The following is a 14,938-nucleotide window of genomic DNA, read 5'->3' as shown; positions in this document are numbered from 1 at the left end:
CCTTAGGCGTTCGCGGCGGCTGGCTGGGCCGAGCGGGCCATGGCCAGGGCCACCAGGCGGTCCCAGCCGACCAGCGACACCAGGTGGGCGTAGATCTGGCCGAGCGCGCCGTTGTCGCGCAGCTCGACGAGCTTCTCGGCCGGCAGCTTGTTGAGCTTCTCTTCCGAGACGCCGAAGTACTCCGCGATCTTCTGCGGCGCGCCCTGGCTGCCGTCCGGATTGACCGGCGTGAAGTTGGCGACCTTCACCTCGAAGAGGTCGAGCTCCTTGAGCAGCTCGACGAAGGAGAGGGTGCGCTGACGCTCCTGCTCGAAGTTCTGGCAGAACTCCATGCAGCGCTTGGTGTAGTCGCTCGGCTCGCCGTCCTTCTCGAAGAACGCCATGTCGCCGCCCTCGACGATGAAGTCGGCCTGGCGGTCGATGCACAGCACCATCTGCTGGGCCGAGTCGTCCTGCGCGAACACGAACGGATAGCGGCGGATGTAGGCGGGGATGTAGACGCCCGGCTCGAACACGCCGCTCTCGTCGACGAACATGTTCTGACCCGAGTTCAGGCCCATGACGGCGATCGGCGTCTTCTCCTCGCCGACGAAGATGATCGGGCCGGAGACGGCGGCCAGCGGGAACTCGCCCACGGTGAGCGGCACGGCGTGGCCCTCGCGGGCGAACTTGAACGGCCGGTCGCTCTGCTTCACGCCCAGCTTGCCGTGCAGCTCGGGGGCCAGGGGCTCCGGCTGCTTGTAGAACAGGACGTTGCCGGTGACGGGGCTGTTGGCGGGAGCGGTGGTGGTGGTCATCCGAAGCCTTCGAGATCGAGAAGCATGGGCCGGTGCGCTCACCCCCACGCGAGGTCGCCGCTTCTAGCCCAACGGGGCGGAGGCGGCAATTGAGGCGGCTCGCCGCTTGCCGCGAACCGGGTTCGAGGCTTCAATCGCAACCATAAGTGAGAAGGCCCAGAACAAGGCCTCGAATTCTTGCAGCGCCCCATATTCCCGGAGGAAATTTCATGCCGATCTATTACCCCGACATCCTCGAGCAGAAGACCGAGCCGCGCACCTTCACCTATGGTGACAAGGACGTGATGCTCTACGCCCTCGGCATCGGCATGGGCCGCGACCCGATGGACGAGCGCGAGCTGCCGTTCGTCTATGAGAAGGACCTCAAGGTGGTGCCCACCGCCGCCACCGTGCTGGCCGCCGGCATGGGCCGACGCTCGGCCGCCCAGACGGAGCAGCGGCCCGGCCTGCGGGTCAGCCAGCTCAACTATCTCATGGTCGTCCACGGCGAGCAGAAGGTGGAGCTGCACAAGCCCCTGCCCGCCTTCGGGACCTTCACCGCCACCAGCCGCACGACCGGCGCCTTCGACAAGGGCAAGGACAAGGGCGCGGTGGTCGTCAATGAGACCGTGTGGACCGACGAGAAGGGCGAGAAGGTCGCCACCCTCACCGGCTCCACCTTCGCCCGCGGCGACGGCGGCTTCGGCGGTCCGAGCGACGGCGCGCCCGAGCCGCACGAGGTGCCGACGCGCAAGCCGGACCTCTCCGTGCCCTTCGACACCCGGCCCGACCAGGCGCTGGTCTATCGACTGAACGGCGACCGCAACCCGCTGCACTCCGATCCGGACGTCGCCCGCAAGGCCGGCTTCCCACGGCCCATCCTGCATGGCCTGTGCACCTACGGCATCACCTGCCGCGCCGTGCTCCAGGAGTTCTGCGACTACGACCCCACCCGCATCCTCAGCCACCAGGTGCGCTTCTCCGCCCCCGTCTTCCCGGGCGACACCATCACCGTCGACATGTGGAAGGACGGCGACGTGATCTCCTTCGAGGCGCGCGTGCTCGACCGGGGCGCCACCGTCATCAAGAACGGCAAGACCGTTCTGCGCAGTTAGGAGCCGCTTTGACCTTCAAGTACCTGCTTACCGGCGCGGTGCTGGCTGCGGCGATCGCCGCCGGCGCCGGCCTCGCCCAGGCCCTTCCGGCCCACGGGCCTTCGAAGACCCCGTCGGGCCCGCCCGTCGCGGGCCACCTGACCGGCTACCTGAAGAGCGACGACATCGACGGCGAGGCGGTGATCGGCCCGCCGCCGGCGCCGGAGTCCCCGCGCGGCCAGGCCGACCGGCAGATCTACCTCGCCACCCGCGCCGAGGCCGGATCGCCGCGCTGGTCGGAGGCGGTCCGCGACAACGACCTTTGGAAGGGCGGCGCGGTGGAGCGCTACGGCTGCGCCCTGGGCGTGCGGATCGACGCCAAGGCGACGCCCGTCACCTATCGCATGCTCCAGCGCATCGAGCTCGACGTGCGCACGGTCGGCACCCCGCCCAAGGACCACTACGGCCGCATCCGCCCGCTGATCGGCGACGACCGGCCGGTCTGCGTGCCGCGCGAGGACTGGATGAAGACCAACGCCTCCTATCCCTCCGGCCACGCCATGGCCGGCTGGGCCTGGGCCCTGGTGCTGAGCGAGATCGAGCCGGCCAAGACCGGGCCGCTGATGGCGGCGGGCTCGGCGATCGGCGACAGCCGGGTGATCTGCGGCGTGCACTACCAGTCCGACGTGGAGGCGGGGCGCAAGCTCGGCGCGGCCATGGTGGCGCGCCTGCATTCGGAGCCACAGTTCCGCAAGGACCTCGCCGCCGCCCGGGCCGAACTCGCCCGCGACCGCAAGGCCCCGCTGCGCTGCGACTACGCGCCCGCCGGGGGCCGTGCGGCCCCGTGACGCCTCACGCCGGCCGCGGCTGCGCCAGGAGGCCGTAGAGGTCCGTCCGCCGGTCGCGGAAGAAGCCCCAGGCGGCGCGGTGGGTGGCCAGGAAGTCGAGGTCGAACTCGGCCGACAGCACGCCCTCGTCCTCGCGTCCGAAGGCCGCCACGAGGTCGCCGCGGTGGTCGGCGATGAAGCTCGAGCCGTAGAACTGCTGGCCGCCGTTCGGATAGTTGTCCCAGGGCTCGAAGCCCGTGCGGTTGGCGCCGACCACCGGGATCACGTTCGACACCGCATGGCCCTGCATCGCCCGCCGCCACGGCGCGGCGGTGTCGAGGGTGGTGTCGTGCGGCTCCGAGCCGATGGCGGTCGGATAGAACAGGATCTCCGCGCCCATCAGGGTCATGGCCCGGGCGCACTCGGGGTACCACTGGTCCCAGCAGATGCCGACGCCCAGCCGTCCGAAGCGCGTCGGCCAGACGCGGAAGCCGGTGTCGCCCGGCCGGAAGTAGTACTTCTCCATATAGCCCGGGCCGTCGGGGATGTGGCTCTTGCGATAGACCCCGGCGAGGCTGCCGTCGGCGTCGGCAATGACCACGCTGTTGAAGTAGTGCGGCCCCTCCCGCTCGAAGATCGAGATCGGGATGACCACGCCCAGCTCACCGGCCAGCGGCGCCAGGGCGGTGACGCACGGATGCTCGCGCCAGGGATAGGCCTCGCCGAACCAGCGCTCCTCCTGGGCGACGCAGAAATAGGGGCCCTGGAACAGCTCGGAGGGCAGCACCACCTGCGCCCCCTCGCCGGCCGCCTGGCGGATGAAGCCCTCGGTCTTCTTGATGTTGGCGGCCATGTCGCTCCCGTAGGAGGACTGGATCGCCGCGACGTTGACGGTTCGCGCCATCAGGCGGGCTCCTGCTGGGTGATGCAGTGGAACGAGCCGCCGCCGGTCAGGATCGCGATCGACGGCAGGGCGATGACCTCGCGGCCGGGGAACAGGTGCTCCAGCGCCTGCACCGCGAACTCGGCCGGCTGCTCTTCGTACACGGGCACGATGACCGCCTTGTTGGCGATCAGGAAGTTCATGTGCGAGGCCGGGACGGGGCGGCCGCCCTCGCCTTCCACGAAGCCGGGCGAGGGGATGCGCGCCACCGTCAGCTTGCGGCCCGCCCCGTCGGTCATCTCCGAGAGCTTGCGGGCGGTGGCGTCGTAGACCTCGGCGTTCGGGTCGCCGCGCCCCCAGGCGATCGGGCAGGCGACGACGCCGGGCGCCACGAACCGCGCCAGATTGTCCACGTGCCCGTCGGTGTGGTCGTTGAGCAGGCCATCGCCCAGCCACAGCGTCTTGGTCGCGCCCAGCGCCCCGCCGAGGGCGGCCTCGGCGTCGCCGGCGCTCCAGCCGGTGTTGCGGTTGGGGTTGAGCAGGCACTGGGTGGTGGTCAGCACCGTGCCCTCGCCGTCGTGGTCGACGGCGCCGCCTTCCAGGATGAAGTCGTGGCGCACCAGCCGCGCGCTGGACGCCTTGGCGATCTGCTCGGCGACGGTGTCGTCGTGCTCGAGGTCGTACTTGCCGCCCCAGCCGTTGAAGCGGAAGCCCATGGCCACGGTCTCCTCGCGGCGCTTGGCGAAGATCGGGCCGGTGTCGCGCAGCCAGATGTCGCCGAAGGCGCCGGGCACGATCTCGATCCCGTCGACGTCACCCAGCATCTCGCGGGCTGCGGCCTCCCCGTCCGGATGGCCGGTCATCAGCATGACCCGCTCGCCGCCGGGGCCGGCGAGGGCGCGCGCCAGGGCGGCGACCTCTTCCTGAGCGGCCTCGAGGTCCTCCTGCCACAGCTCCGCATGGCTCGGGAAACCGAGCCACATGGCCCGGTGCGGGGCCCACTCCGGCGGGACGACGACGTTCATCCAGACCTCTCTCGCGAAGGACGCGCGCAGATGGGCGCCATCGGCGGCCACGTCAAGCATGGCCTTCGGCCCGCCAGGACCACAGGCCCCCACGAAAAAGGGCGGCCCGTGGCCGGGCCGCCCTCCGTCTCTCTCCGATCGTCGGAACGATCAGAACTCGTAGCGGAAGCTGATCTGCGCGTACCACAGCGACAGCAGGGAGTTGACCTGCTTGGTCACCGAGGTCGGCACGTTCGAGTAGCGGTAGCCGGCGCAGACCGGGTTCGTCGACAGGGTCGACGAGGTGGTCGTCGTAGCGTTGCCCGCCGCGTCGGTGCAGACCGCGCGCGCCAGCTGGATGGCGCCGGTGCCGGAGTTGTCGACCCACTCCGAGACGCGGCCCCACTTGTTGTTGAGCAGGTTCAGCACGTTGCGGACGTCGGCCTGGACCCGGAACTTGTGACCCTGGATCGGGCTCGGCAGTTCCTGGCTGACCGACAGGTCGAGACGCGCCACCGGGGCGTTGTCCTTGGAGTACTTCTCCAGGAGCTGGCCCTGCGGCAGGTTGAACTTCTGCACGTAGCTCTTGAACAGCGCCGCGTCGTTCGCCGTGGCGAAGGTCACGAAGCCGTACTTCAGCGGGTTGGTCGCGTCCGGCGCCGACATGTTCGGCACGTAGAGCGCCTGGGCGTTGCGGGTCACCCCGAACACCTGGCTGCGGCCGCTGGCCACGTCACCCATGGAGAAGCCGTAGGGACGGCCGTCCTGCTGCTCGGCGAACAGGTTGATGCGGGTCTCGCTGTCGCCGAAGAACTTGTGGTGGTAGCCGAACTCGAGCTTGTAGCGGTTCGGGATCTCGTAGACCGAGCGCCCGAGGTAGTCGCGGTTCGGGTCCATGCCGGCCGGAACGCTGCCGTAGAGCGAGCCGGCGGTGGTGCCGAAGAACAGGCCGGCGGTCAGATCGCGCATCTTCTGATGGGCGTAGCCGATGGCCAGGTCGCCACCCCAATCCCACGACTTCGAGAGAGTGAAGCCGGCGGTGTAGGAGTAGCCCTTGTCGCTCGAGCCCTCGATGATGTCGTTGCCGCCGGGCGCCGCGGCGCCGTTGTTCGACTGCTTGCCGGCGATAGCGCCGAGGCCGTCGTAGCGGATCCGGCCGTCCGGCAGGTACTGCTGGACGCCGTTGATCACCAGGCGCTGGGCGCGCAGGTCATAGAAGGTGAAGTCGTGCTGCACCTTCATGCCGACGAAGTCGGCGTTCAGGTTCCAGTCGCCCGGCAGGTGCCAGTCGCCCGACAGGAAGACCTTCCATTGGGCCGGCAGCTGGAACGTCGGCGACAGCGCGATCACCGAGCCCAGCGGGTTGATGGTCGGCGTGCCGCCGGCGATCAGAGTGCCCTGCTGGAGCTGACGCACCACGTTCGGGATCTGATAGCCGAAGTTGGAGTCGGAGGTCAGGTTGTCCAGGGCGGCCGAGCCGATGGCCTGGGTGAAGCCCGGGGTGTTGAAGGCGTCCGAGAAGCCCGCGCTGCTCCGGCGGATGTCCACCTGGGTGGTGGTGTAGCCGGTGTTGTAGAACGGCGTGCCGGTGAGCACGTCCGGGGCGCCGCCCGAGAACAGGCCGAGGCCGGCGTTGATCTTCAGGTCGGGGCTGACCTTCCACTCCGCCGACAGGCGCGGCATGACGATGGTCTGGCCGTCGATCGTCGTCGAGTTGGAGAAGCCGTACTTCGACAGGAAGTTCGGGTTCACGATCGGCTTGTCCGGATAGTCGTAGGTGTCGACCCGGACGCCCGCCGCGACCTTCAGGTTGTCGGTCACGTCCAGCGTGTCCTGGGCGAAGACCGAGTAGGTCCAGTAGGTGGTGTTGAAGCCGGCGTCGGCGGGGTTGCCGGTGACCGCGTTCTGGTACTGCAGCTCGCTCGCCTTGCCGGCGGTGAAGTCGGCCAGGGAGTCGAAGTAGTAGATGCCGTGCGACTGCGGCACGAACAGGTCTGCCGGGTTGGCGCGACGGGCCTGGGCGCCGAACTTGAAGAGGTGCGGCGGCAGCGAATAGTTGCCGGTGAACTGGAAGCGCAGCTCCTTCTCGCCGAGGGCGTTGGCGTGGCGGAACTGGTCAGGGCCGAAGTTCACCTGATCGAAGCCGGTCTGGCAGCTGGTCGGCGTCGCGTCGGAGGTCGGCGCGGTGCAGACCCGCACGTCGGCGTAGTTCTGGCCGCTCGGCGGCGTCTGCATGTCGACGTATTCGCGGCTCGTGGCCTTGAAGAAGGTCGAGAACCGGTCGGTCCAGTTCGAGTGCAGCTCGAGGGTGTAGGCCTCGTCCGAGTCGTAGCGGGTGTAGTTCTGCGAATCGAGCTGGATGGTCGTCTGGCCAATGTTCGGGCGCAGGACGTTCGAAGATTCCGCGTAGCGATAGGTGAAGCTCGCGCGGTGACGATCGTTGATGTTCCAGTCGAGCTTGGCCGAGTACTTCTTGTCCAGCACCGGGCTCGTGCGGGCGATGCCGCCGAGGTTGTACTTGCTGGCGTACTTGGTGTTGTAGGTGTTGACGACGCTGTCGACCGTCGCCTGCGTGCCGTTGTTCAGGAAGATGTTCGGCGCGCCGGACCCCTGGACGCCGAACTGCGCCGTCTCGGTGGTCTCGTAGTTCTCGTACGACACCGCGAAGAACAGGTGGTCCTTCCAGATCGGGCCGGAGAGGAAGCCGCCGTAGTTCCGCTGGGTGATCGACTGCTTGACCTTGGTGCTTTCGGTCTGCTTCCCGACCAGGCCGTCGTTCAGATAGTTGTCGAACAGCACGCCGTGGAAGTTGTTGGTGCCCGAGCGCAGCACGAGGTTCAGCGCGCCGCCCACGAAGTCGCCGTTCTCGACGTCGGTCGGCACTGCGGCCACCGCGAACTGGTCGACCGCGTCCAGCGTCACCGGGCCGCGGGCGGTGGTCATGCCGCCCTGGTTGAGGCCGAACTGGTCCTGGGCCGACACGCCGTCGACGGCGATGCGGTTGTAGCGGGGGTTGGAGCCGGCGATCGAGACGCCGCCCGAGTTGACGCCGATGCGGGCGCCGGCGTTGAGGTCCTGGGCCACCAGGATGTCGCGGCGGGCCAGGTCGCGCGGGTCGCGGTTGACGCTCACCACTTCCTGGATCTGCACGCGGTTGAGGACCGTCTTCGGGCCCTGCTCGGTGTCCTTCACGCCGGCGGCGGTGACGACGAGTTCCTCGACCTCGTTGGCGCCGGTGACGTCGATGTCGACGTCGGTGGTCTTGCCCACTTCGAGGAAGATGTTCCGCATCACCCGGGGCGGCGCGCCCTTGGTGGTGACGGTGATGGTGTACGGACCGCCGACGCGCAGGCCGCGCGCATCGAACGCGCCGCCGGCGCCGCTCGCCGTGGTCAGGCGCGTGCCGGACGGCGTGTGCAGCAGTTGAACCGAGGCGCCTTCGACGGGCGCGCCGCCGGACGTCACGACGCCGTGCACCGCCGACGTCGTTTCCTGCGCATAGGCCGCACTGGCCGCCGCACACATGAGCGCCGACACGGCGGCGCCAGCGGCGAGCCGCTTCATAGAAATCATGGAGAAACCCCCTTCATCGACCCATCGGGCCCGCCACCCCCGGCAGAGCCCGAATCCTGATGCCCCTATAGCGTGGAAAATCCGGACGTGGGTGACGCTTTTGCTACGGTGCGGCGTCGATGCGCAGCTTGTCGCCAACTGTGGCGCCGGCGCCTTTACAGGAGGCGGCGCGGCCTTAGGTTCCGCAACTCACGGTAAGGAAGGTCCATGGCGCGCGCCCCGAGCATTCGCAGCCCCGAAGCGTCGGATTGGAGCGCGGCGATTCTGTTGACGGCGGGCCTGACGCTCGCCCGCCTCGTCGCCCTCTTCCGCACCCCGCTCGAGCTCTATCCCGACGAGGCCCAGTACTGGCTTTGGTCGCGCACCCTCGACTTCGGCTACTACTCCAAGCCGCCGATGGTGGCCTGGGCGATCTGGGCCACCACCCACCTCGGCGACGCCGAGGCCCTGGTGCGCCTTTCGGCCCCGCTGTTCCAGGGCGGCGCCACGCTCGCGGTCTTCGCCATCGCCCGCAAGCTCTACGGCGGGCCGGCGGCGCTGGCCGCCGCCGCCCTCTACGCCCTGATGCCGGCCGTCCAGCTCTCCGGTATCGTCGTCGCCACCGATGCGCCTCTGCTCTTCTTCCTCGGCCTCAGCATCCTCGCCTACGTGCACCTGCAGCCGGCGACGGGCGGCCGGCGCCTGGCTCTGGCCGCCGGGTTCGGGGCGGCCCTGGGCCTCGCCTTCCTGTCGAAGTACGCCGCCGTCTATGCGGTCATCGGCCTTGCCCTGCACCTGATCCTCAGCCGCGAGGCGCGCCGCGCCTGGTCGCCGGCCGCCGCCGTCCTCGCCGCCGCCGTCTTCGCCGCCTTCCTGGCGCCCAACGTCGTCTGGAACGCCCACCACGGCTTCGCCACCCTGCACCACACCGCCGCCAACGCTGACTGGGGCGGCGGCTCGATGTTCAATCCGAGGGGCCTGGCCAGCTTCCTCGCCACCCAGTTCGGCGTCTTCGGGCCGATCCCGTTCGGCGTCCTGATCGCCGGCCTCGTGCTCGCCGCGCGCCGCAAGGCGATGGCGCGCGAGGACCTCCTTCTGCTGTGCTTCATCCTGCCGCCCCTCGCCATCGTCAGCGTCCAGGCGATCCTGTCGCGGGCCAACGCCAACTGGTCGGGGGCGAGCTACCTGCCGGGCGCGGTGCTGGTCGCCGCCTGGCTGACCCGCTGGCGGGCGCGCCGCTGGCTGACGGCGGCGATCGCCATCCAGGCCCTGCTCGCCGCCTATGTCCTGCTGGCCCTGGTCGATCCCAGGGTGGCCGACGCCACCGGCGGCTCCAACAGCCTCAAGCGCGTCCGCGGCTGGGCGGCGAGCGCGCGCCTGGTCACCGAACGCGCCCGCGTCGAGGAGGACGCCGGCCTCTCCGCCGTCGCGGTCAACAACCGCTTCCTCTACTACGCCCTCGCCTATTACGGCCGCGACTACTTCGGCCAGCCGGGCGCCCCGCCGCTCACCTATTGGCTGCGCACCGGCAAGCCGGCCAACCAGGCAGAATCCAACGCCCCGCTGAACGAGAAGGACGGCGTGCGCGTCCTGGCCGTCTCCTACGAGGGCTGGCTCATCGACGAGATGACCGGTGACTTCTCACGCGTGCTCGGCCGCGAGATCGACAGCGTCTGGCTGGACCGCAAGCACAAGCGCAAGCTCGTCATGTTCATCGGGCAGGGCTTCCGCCCCGCGCCGCGCGATCCGAAGACCGGCATCCCGCTTCAGCGGCCGCCCCAGACGGTCCTCAGCACCGCATCCCGCCCGCAGCCGACCCGATAGGCGTTGTAGCGCGCCGGATTCTTGTGGGCGAAGTCCTGGTGGTAGTCCTCGCCGACCCAGAACCGGGCGGCGGGCCGGATCTCCGTCGCCACCGAATGGCGCAGGGTCTTGGCCACCTTCGCCTTGACCGCCTCGGCCGCCTGGCGCTCGCCGGCGTCGGCGACGAACACCGCCGTGCGGTAGGTCGGTCCGCGGTCGCAGATCTGGCCGCCGGCGTCGGTCGGGTCGATGTGGTGGAAGAAGGCGTCCACCAGGGCTGGGTAGCTGATCTTCGCCGGGTCGTAGGTGACCTGGATCGCCTCGAGGTAGCCCTCGTGGTTCTGGTAGCTGGGGTTGGGCCGCGCGCCGCCCGCATAGCCCACCACCACCTTGGCGACGCCCGGCGTCCCCTCGATGTCGTGCTCGGCCGACCAGAAGCAGCCGCCGGCGAAGACCGCGGTCTTCAGCGCTGCGGCCGCCGGCGCCGCGTTTGCGCAGACGAGGGCCGCCGCGGCGCTCGCCGCGAAGAGACGGGTGTTCATGCGCACGCTCCGTGTCCTGTGGTTCGAGAATGGGCGCTCGCGGCCCGCTAATCCAGCTTCAGCGCGCGGTCGAGGCTGAGCGCGCCGCCGCCGCGGGCGATGAGGTAGAGCAGCAGCGCTGCCCAGGAGAGGTGGGTCGGCCAGGCGTCCGGGTAGACGAACACCTCAATCACCGTGGTCATGCCGAGGAAGGCCAGGGCCGAGACCCGGGTGAACAGGCCCAGCACCAGCAGGATCGAGAACAGGTGCTCCGAATAGGTCGCCATGTGCGCCGCGATCTCCGGCGGCACGAGCGGCACCCGATAGTCCTCGCGGAACAGGGTGTAGGTCCCGTCGGTGATGTGCAGGAAGCCGTCGACCTTCGAGCGGCCCGACAGGAAGAACACGCCGGCCACGCCGAGGCGGGTGACCAAGCCGATGGCGCTCTCCGGCACGCGGCGTGTCAGCGTCTCGGCGACAAGGCGGTAGGGATTGGCGGCGGGTCGCGGCGCGAGGGCGGCGGCGGTCATGGCAGTCTCCGTTCAGAGGGCGGGAGGTCAGAGGGGCAGGAGGCGCGAAAAGGCGCCGGCGGCGATCAGCTCGGCGAAGGTCGTCGCGAGCGGCAGGTCGGGTTGGGCCTCCAGCGCCGCCTCGGCGGCGAGCGCGAGGCTCGCGCCCTGACGGCAGGCGGCGAAGAAGGCGACGGCGCCGCGGCCAAGAACCCGCGTCTCCACCTCGAAACTCGGGCGGGTGAGCAGCAGGCCTTGCGGCTCGGCCTCGAGATCGGCGCCGTCCGGCGCCGCCTCGCCCTGGAGCGCGCGCCACAGGGACGGGATGGCGCAGTCGAACCACAGGGCGCCCGCCGCCGGATGCGGCTCGGCCCTGTGTGACGCGAAGTCCTCCGCCGCGAGGTCGGCCAGCGCCGCCGGCGCGAGCGGCCGCGCATCGGCGGCGAACTCGGCGCAGGTCCACGCCCAGTCGATGCGCGCCAGGTCGGGCAGGAACGGCATCTCCCGCGCCGGGGCAAAGCCCGCCAGCCAGTCGGGGAAGGCCTCGCCGTAGGCATGCAGGCTCGGCCGGCTCGGCGGATGGGCGCGGGCGAAGATCACGCCGGCCTGGCGCATCCAGGCCTCGCCCACCACCCGCTCGACGGTAGGGAACTGGGCGGCGAGAGCGTCGGCGCAGCCCTTGGCCACGGTGTTGCGATAGACCGAGACCCGCGCCTCGCCGTCGGCGCCGCGCAGCCACGGCGCCAGCGGCGCGATGTCGCCGGCGAGGGCCTCGGAAAAGGCGTCCTGGAAGGCCGACAGCTCACGCATCGGCGAGTTCCCGCGCGCCGGTCAGGAGGCCGTGCGCGCGGTCGCGCTCGGCCATCAGCACCGTGAAGTCGGGCAGGTTGTCGTCGCGCTCGATCAGGGTCGGGCGCGGCCCGATCCGTGCGATCAGGCGCTCATAGAGCCGCCACACTGGCTCGCTCACCGCCGCGTCGTGGCTGTCGATCAGCAGGCCCCCGGCGATGCGGTCGTCCAAGGTGTGACCGGCCAGGTGGATCTCGCCGATCGCCTCGGCCGGCAGGGCGTCCACATAGGCCTCGGCCGAATAGGCGAGGTTGTGGGCGCTGACGAAGACGTTGTTCACGTCCACCAGCAGCCCGCAGCCGGTGCGGCGCACGAGTTCGTAGAGGAAGCCCGTCTCGGTGAACGCGTGGCCGGCGAGCGAGGCGTAGAGCGCCGGGTTCTCGATCAGCACGCGGCGGCCCAGCGCATCCTGCATCCGGCCGATGTTGTCGGCGATGCGCGCCAGCGCCCCGGCGGTGCGGGGAAACGGCAGCAGGTCGGGCGCATAGGCGCCGCGCCGCGTCGACCAGGCGAGGTGTTCGGAGACCAGCGCCGGCTCGAAGCGGTCGATCAGCCGGCGGAGCGCGGCGAGATGCGCGCGGTCGGGCGCCTCATCGGCGGCCAGCGACAGGCCGACGCCGTGCAGCGACACGGGCCAGCGCTCGGCCACCGCGGCCAGGGCGGCGAGCCGGCGCCCGCCCTCGGCCATGTAGTTCTCGGGATGGACTTCGAACCACAGCCCCGCCGCATCCGCCGCGAGGGCGGGGGCGACATACTGGGGCTTGAGGCTGACGCCTGCGGTGAGGCTGTGGTTCATGGCGAAGGTCCCTTCGGGGGGAGGTCCTCAGGGGTGCGCGGGCTTAGGCCTTGGGGGACAGCGAGCCCATGCCCTTCGGCGTCTTGATGGTGACGCAGGTGCCCTTCGCCACTTCCTTGAAGGCGTTGCCGGCGTAGTCGGTCTTGGAGGTGCCGGCGCAGGTGGTGCCGGGGCCGGCCTTGCAGTCGTTCTGCCCGGCCTTGGCGACGCCGAAGCACTTCTCGGTGGCGGCCGGAGCCATCTTGCCCGACGCCATGTTGTTCTCGGCGGCCATGGCCGCGCCGCCCACCAGCGCGAGCAGGGTGGCGGCGGCGAAGGCGGTCTGGGTCTTGTTCATGTGGTAGCTCCTCGAGTTTTCGGCCCGCCAGGGCGGCGGGTTCGAGGGCTAGTTCGCGGCCGAGGTTTGGCGCGTTACAGCGTTTTTCGGATTTTTTATTTTGCGATTTGGGCTGTAACCTTCCGCTTCGGCGGGGCGAATTCATCCAGTTGGAGCGAGCTTTGGAGGCCGGTCTCGAACTCAGGCTGAAGATGCTGATGCTTCGCGCCCAGGACGGCGACGCCGCGGCCTGGCGGGCGCTCCTGGTCCAGTTGCAGAAGAGGCTCACGGCCTACTTCGCGCGCCGGCTCTCAGGGGACCTCGCCGTCGACGTCGACGACCTGGTGCAGGAGACGCTGATCGCCATGCACACGCGCCGCGTGACCTACGATCCCGCCCAGCCCTTCACGGCCTGGACGCACGCGATCGCGCGCTACAAGCTGATCGACTTCTGGCGTCGCCGCAGCCGCCGCCCGCACGTGGCGCTCGACGACGTGGCCGACGGCCTCTGGGCCGAGGGCGACCAGGAGGCCGCCGACGCTGCGGCCGATCTCGACCGTCTCCTGGCCAGCCTGCCGGAACGCCAGCAGGGCCTGATCCGCGACGTCAAGATCGAGGGCCTCAGCCTGGCCGAGGCCGGTGCGAAACAGGGCATGAGCGAAGGCGCCGCCAAGGTCTCGCTGCACAGGGCGCTCAAGGCGCTGACGATGAAGGTGGGCCGTGCAGACGGATGAGTTGATCGATCGTCTGGCGCTCGACGTCGCCCCGGTGCGCCGCGCCGCCGTCGGCCGGCGCTTCGCCGTCGCCCTGGTCTTCGGGGCGGCGGGCGCCTTCGTCCTGCTGCTCAACTGGCTGCACATGCGGCCGGACCTCGCGCAGGCCGTCCGCACCGCCCACTGGTGGCTGAAGATGACCTATGGCCTCGTCCTCGCCATGGCCGGCTTCGTGGCCGTCGAGCGGCTGTCGCGGCCGGCCGGCTCGGGGCGGCGCGGGATCGGCCTCGCCCTCGCGGCCTTCGCCCTGCTGGTCGTGCTCGGTGCGGCCCAGCTCGTGACCACCGCGCCGGAAGACCGCATGTCGGTCTGGCTCGGCCAGTCCTGGCGGCACTGCCCCTACAACATCCTGGCGCTGTCGGGGCCGCTGCTGCTGGCCAGCCTGTTCGTCGCCCGCGGCCTCGCCCCCACCCGGCTGGCGCTGGCCGGCGCGGCCTGCGGCCTCTTCGCCGGCGGCACGGCCATGGCGGTCTACTGCCTGCACTGCCCGGAGACCGAGCCCGCGTTCATCGCCACCTGGTATTCGGCCGGCGCGATCCTCACCACGGCCGTCGGCGCGGCGCTCGGCCGCTTCGCCCTACGCTGGCGCTAGGCTCTTCGCGACCTCGAGGGCCGGCTCGGTCTTGGCCTTCACCTCGTCGAGGCTGACGCCGGGCGCCAGCTCGAGCAGCGTCAGCGGGCTCTTACCGCGGTTCACCTCGAAGACGCCGAGGTCGGTGACCACCAGGTCGACCACGCCCTTGCCGGTCAGCGGCAGGGAGCATTGCTTGACGATCTTCGGCGCGCCCGACTTCTCGGTGTGCTCCATGACCACGACGACGCGGCGCACGCCGGCGACGAGGTCCATGGCCCCGCCCATGCCCTTCACCATCTTGCCGGGCACCATCCAGTTGGCGAGGTCGCCGGTGGGCGTCACCTGCATGGCGCCCAGGATGGACAGGTTGATGTGGCCGCCGCGGATCATGGCGAAGCTGTCGGCCGAGCTGAAATAGGACGAGCTCGCCAGCTCGGTGATGGTCTGCTTGCCGGCGTTGATCAGGTCCGGATCGGCCTCGCCCTCGTAGGGGAAGGGGCCCATGCCGAGCATGCCGTTCTCGCTCTGCAGGGTGACGCTCATCCCGGCGGGGATGTAGTTGGCCACCAGCGTCGGGATGCCGATGCCGAGGTTCACGTAGAAGCCGTCCTGCAGCTCGCGGGCGGCGCGGGCGGCCATCTCTTCACGGGTCCATGCCATC

The 14,938-nt window shown here is 70.1% G+C and carries 15 protein-coding genes; 5 read left to right on the top strand and 10 right to left on the bottom strand.

Features of this window, described 5'->3' with window-relative positions; genetic code table 11:
• Positions 1-2 precede the first annotated feature (2 nt).
• Positions 3-797 carry a SapC family protein gene (locus DJ017_RS04955; RefSeq protein ID WP_111527666.1) on the bottom strand — a complete coding sequence of 265 codons (795 nt, stop codon included), beginning with the start codon at positions 795-797 and terminating at the stop codon, positions 3-5.
• Positions 798-1,006: 209 nt separating this feature from the next.
• Here DJ017_RS04955 and DJ017_RS04950 point away from each other — a divergent pair, with 209 nt between their 5' ends.
• Positions 1,007-1,891, top strand: coding sequence for a MaoC/PaaZ C-terminal domain-containing protein (locus tag DJ017_RS04950; RefSeq protein WP_111527665.1), 885 nt, complete (start codon positions 1,007-1,009; stop codon positions 1,889-1,891).
• An 8-nt stretch (positions 1,892-1,899) separates the two neighbouring features.
• Positions 1,900-2,718, top strand: coding sequence for an acid phosphatase (locus tag DJ017_RS04945; protein WP_111527664.1), 819 nt, complete (start codon positions 1,900-1,902; stop codon positions 2,716-2,718).
• A gap of 4 nt (positions 2,719-2,722) precedes the next feature.
• Here DJ017_RS04945 and aguB read toward each other — a convergent pair whose 3' ends face one another.
• The 3 genes from aguB to DJ017_RS04930 all read right to left on the bottom strand — a co-directional run bounded on the left by aguB (position 2,723) and on the right by DJ017_RS04930 (position 8,157).
• Positions 2,723-3,601 carry an N-carbamoylputrescine amidase gene (aguB, locus tag DJ017_RS04940; protein ID WP_111527663.1) on the bottom strand — a complete coding sequence of 293 codons (879 nt, stop codon included), beginning with the start codon at positions 3,599-3,601 and terminating at the stop codon, positions 2,723-2,725.
• The gene (locus DJ017_RS04935) at positions 3,601-4,605 is read right to left on the bottom strand and encodes an agmatine deiminase family protein (protein ID WP_111529976.1); all 1,005 of its coding nucleotides are present in this window, start codon (positions 4,603-4,605) and stop codon (positions 3,601-3,603) included. Before DJ017_RS04935 ends, aguB begins: the two co-directional genes overlap by 1 nt.
• 150 nt (positions 4,606-4,755) lie before the next feature.
• Complete coding sequence (locus tag DJ017_RS04930) at positions 4,756-8,157, bottom strand: TonB-dependent receptor (RefSeq protein WP_227000026.1); 3,402 nt, start codon at positions 8,155-8,157, stop codon at positions 4,756-4,758.
• Positions 8,158-8,424: 267 nt separating this feature from the next.
• Here DJ017_RS04930 and DJ017_RS04925 point away from each other — a divergent pair, with 267 nt between their 5' ends.
• Positions 8,425-9,960 carry an ArnT family glycosyltransferase gene (locus DJ017_RS04925; RefSeq protein ID WP_227000025.1) on the top strand — a complete coding sequence of 512 codons (1,536 nt, stop codon included), beginning with the start codon at positions 8,425-8,427 and terminating at the stop codon, positions 9,958-9,960.
• On the opposite strand, the gene msrA is transcribed toward DJ017_RS04925, so the two are convergent.
• From msrA to DJ017_RS04900, 5 genes are read right to left on the bottom strand one after another with little or no spacing between them, the layout of a single operon-like run.
• The gene (gene msrA, locus DJ017_RS04920; protein WP_111527660.1) at positions 9,903-10,481 is read right to left on the bottom strand and encodes a peptide-methionine (S)-S-oxide reductase MsrA; all 579 of its coding nucleotides are present in this window, start codon (positions 10,479-10,481) and stop codon (positions 9,903-9,905) included. The two genes, DJ017_RS04925 and msrA, sit on opposite strands and share 58 nt — an antisense overlap.
• Positions 10,482-10,528: 47 nt before the next feature.
• Positions 10,529-10,990 (bottom strand): DoxX family protein, encoded by a 462-nt coding sequence (locus tag DJ017_RS04915; RefSeq protein WP_111527659.1) that lies wholly within the window; start codon positions 10,988-10,990, stop codon positions 10,529-10,531.
• A gap of 27 nt (positions 10,991-11,017) precedes the next feature.
• Positions 11,018-11,779, bottom strand: coding sequence for an HvfC/BufC N-terminal domain-containing protein (locus DJ017_RS04910; protein ID WP_111527658.1), 762 nt, complete (start codon positions 11,777-11,779; stop codon positions 11,018-11,020).
• Positions 11,772-12,614 (bottom strand): MNIO family bufferin maturase, encoded by an 843-nt coding sequence (bufB, locus tag DJ017_RS04905; RefSeq protein ID WP_111527657.1) that lies wholly within the window; start codon positions 12,612-12,614, stop codon positions 11,772-11,774. The genes DJ017_RS04910 and bufB overlap by 8 nt, the downstream gene beginning before the upstream one ends.
• Positions 12,615-12,657: 43 nt before the next feature.
• Positions 12,658-12,951 (bottom strand): BufA1 family periplasmic bufferin-type metallophore, encoded by a 294-nt coding sequence (locus DJ017_RS04900; protein WP_111527656.1) that lies wholly within the window; start codon positions 12,949-12,951, stop codon positions 12,658-12,660.
• Positions 12,952-13,148: 197 nt separating this feature from the next.
• Between DJ017_RS04900 and DJ017_RS04895 the strand changes: the two genes are divergently transcribed.
• Together DJ017_RS04895 and DJ017_RS04890 are read left to right on the top strand one after the other, a co-directional pair.
• The gene (locus tag DJ017_RS04895; protein WP_264371478.1) at positions 13,149-13,664 is read left to right on the top strand and encodes a sigma-70 family RNA polymerase sigma factor; all 516 of its coding nucleotides are present in this window, start codon (positions 13,149-13,151) and stop codon (positions 13,662-13,664) included.
• Positions 13,651-14,295 carry an NrsF family protein gene (locus DJ017_RS04890; RefSeq protein ID WP_111527655.1) on the top strand — a complete coding sequence of 215 codons (645 nt, stop codon included), beginning with the start codon at positions 13,651-13,653 and terminating at the stop codon, positions 14,293-14,295. Before DJ017_RS04895 ends, DJ017_RS04890 begins: the two co-directional genes overlap by 14 nt.
• Here the strand turns inward: DJ017_RS04890 and DJ017_RS04885 are convergent.
• Positions 14,281-14,937, bottom strand: a complete 657-nt coding sequence (locus DJ017_RS04885) for a 3-oxoacid CoA-transferase subunit B (protein WP_111527654.1) — start codon at positions 14,935-14,937, stop codon at positions 14,281-14,283. The two genes, DJ017_RS04890 and DJ017_RS04885, sit on opposite strands and share 15 nt — an antisense overlap.
• Position 14,938: the final 1 nt, after the last annotated feature.

Origin of the sequence: Phenylobacterium soli (assembly GCF_003254475.1) — a bacterium.
In the GTDB taxonomy this organism is placed as follows: Bacteria; Pseudomonadota; Alphaproteobacteria; order Caulobacterales; family Caulobacteraceae; genus Phenylobacterium; species Phenylobacterium soli.
The sequence above is the reverse complement of the archived record's forward strand: the minus strand, read 5'-3'. Positions and strand labels throughout refer to the sequence as shown.

Coding starts and splice junctions, on each gene's coding strand:
- DJ017_RS04915 (WP_111527659.1), bottom strand. CDS start 10,990: ATGACCGCCGCCGCCCTCGCGCCGCGACCCGCCGCCAATCCCTACCGC.
- DJ017_RS04955 (WP_111527666.1), bottom strand. CDS start 797: ATGACCACCACCACCGCTCCCGCCAACAGCCCCGTCACCGGCAACGTC.
- msrA (WP_111527660.1), bottom strand. CDS start 10,481: ATGAACACCCGTCTCTTCGCGGCGAGCGCCGCGGCGGCCCTCGTCTGC.
- DJ017_RS04885 (WP_111527654.1), bottom strand. CDS start 14,937: ATGGCATGGACCCGTGAAGAGATGGCCGCCCGCGCCGCCCGCGAGCTG.
- DJ017_RS04895 (WP_264371478.1), top strand. CDS start 13,149: ATGCTTCGCGCCCAGGACGGCGACGCCGCGGCCTGGCGGGCGCTCCTG.
- DJ017_RS04935 (WP_111529976.1), bottom strand. CDS start 4,605: ATGAACGTCGTCGTCCCGCCGGAGTGGGCCCCGCACCGGGCCATGTGG.
- bufB (WP_111527657.1), bottom strand. CDS start 12,614: ATGAACCACAGCCTCACCGCAGGCGTCAGCCTCAAGCCCCAGTATGTC.
- DJ017_RS04930 (WP_227000026.1), bottom strand. CDS start 8,157: ATGATTTCTATGAAGCGGCTCGCCGCTGGCGCCGCCGTGTCGGCGCTC.
- DJ017_RS04900 (WP_111527656.1), bottom strand. CDS start 12,951: ATGAACAAGACCCAGACCGCCTTCGCCGCCGCCACCCTGCTCGCGCTG.
- DJ017_RS04950 (WP_111527665.1), top strand. CDS start 1,007: ATGCCGATCTATTACCCCGACATCCTCGAGCAGAAGACCGAGCCGCGC.
- aguB (WP_111527663.1), bottom strand. CDS start 3,601: ATGGCGCGAACCGTCAACGTCGCGGCGATCCAGTCCTCCTACGGGAGC.
- DJ017_RS04910 (WP_111527658.1), bottom strand. CDS start 11,779: ATGCGTGAGCTGTCGGCCTTCCAGGACGCCTTTTCCGAGGCCCTCGCC.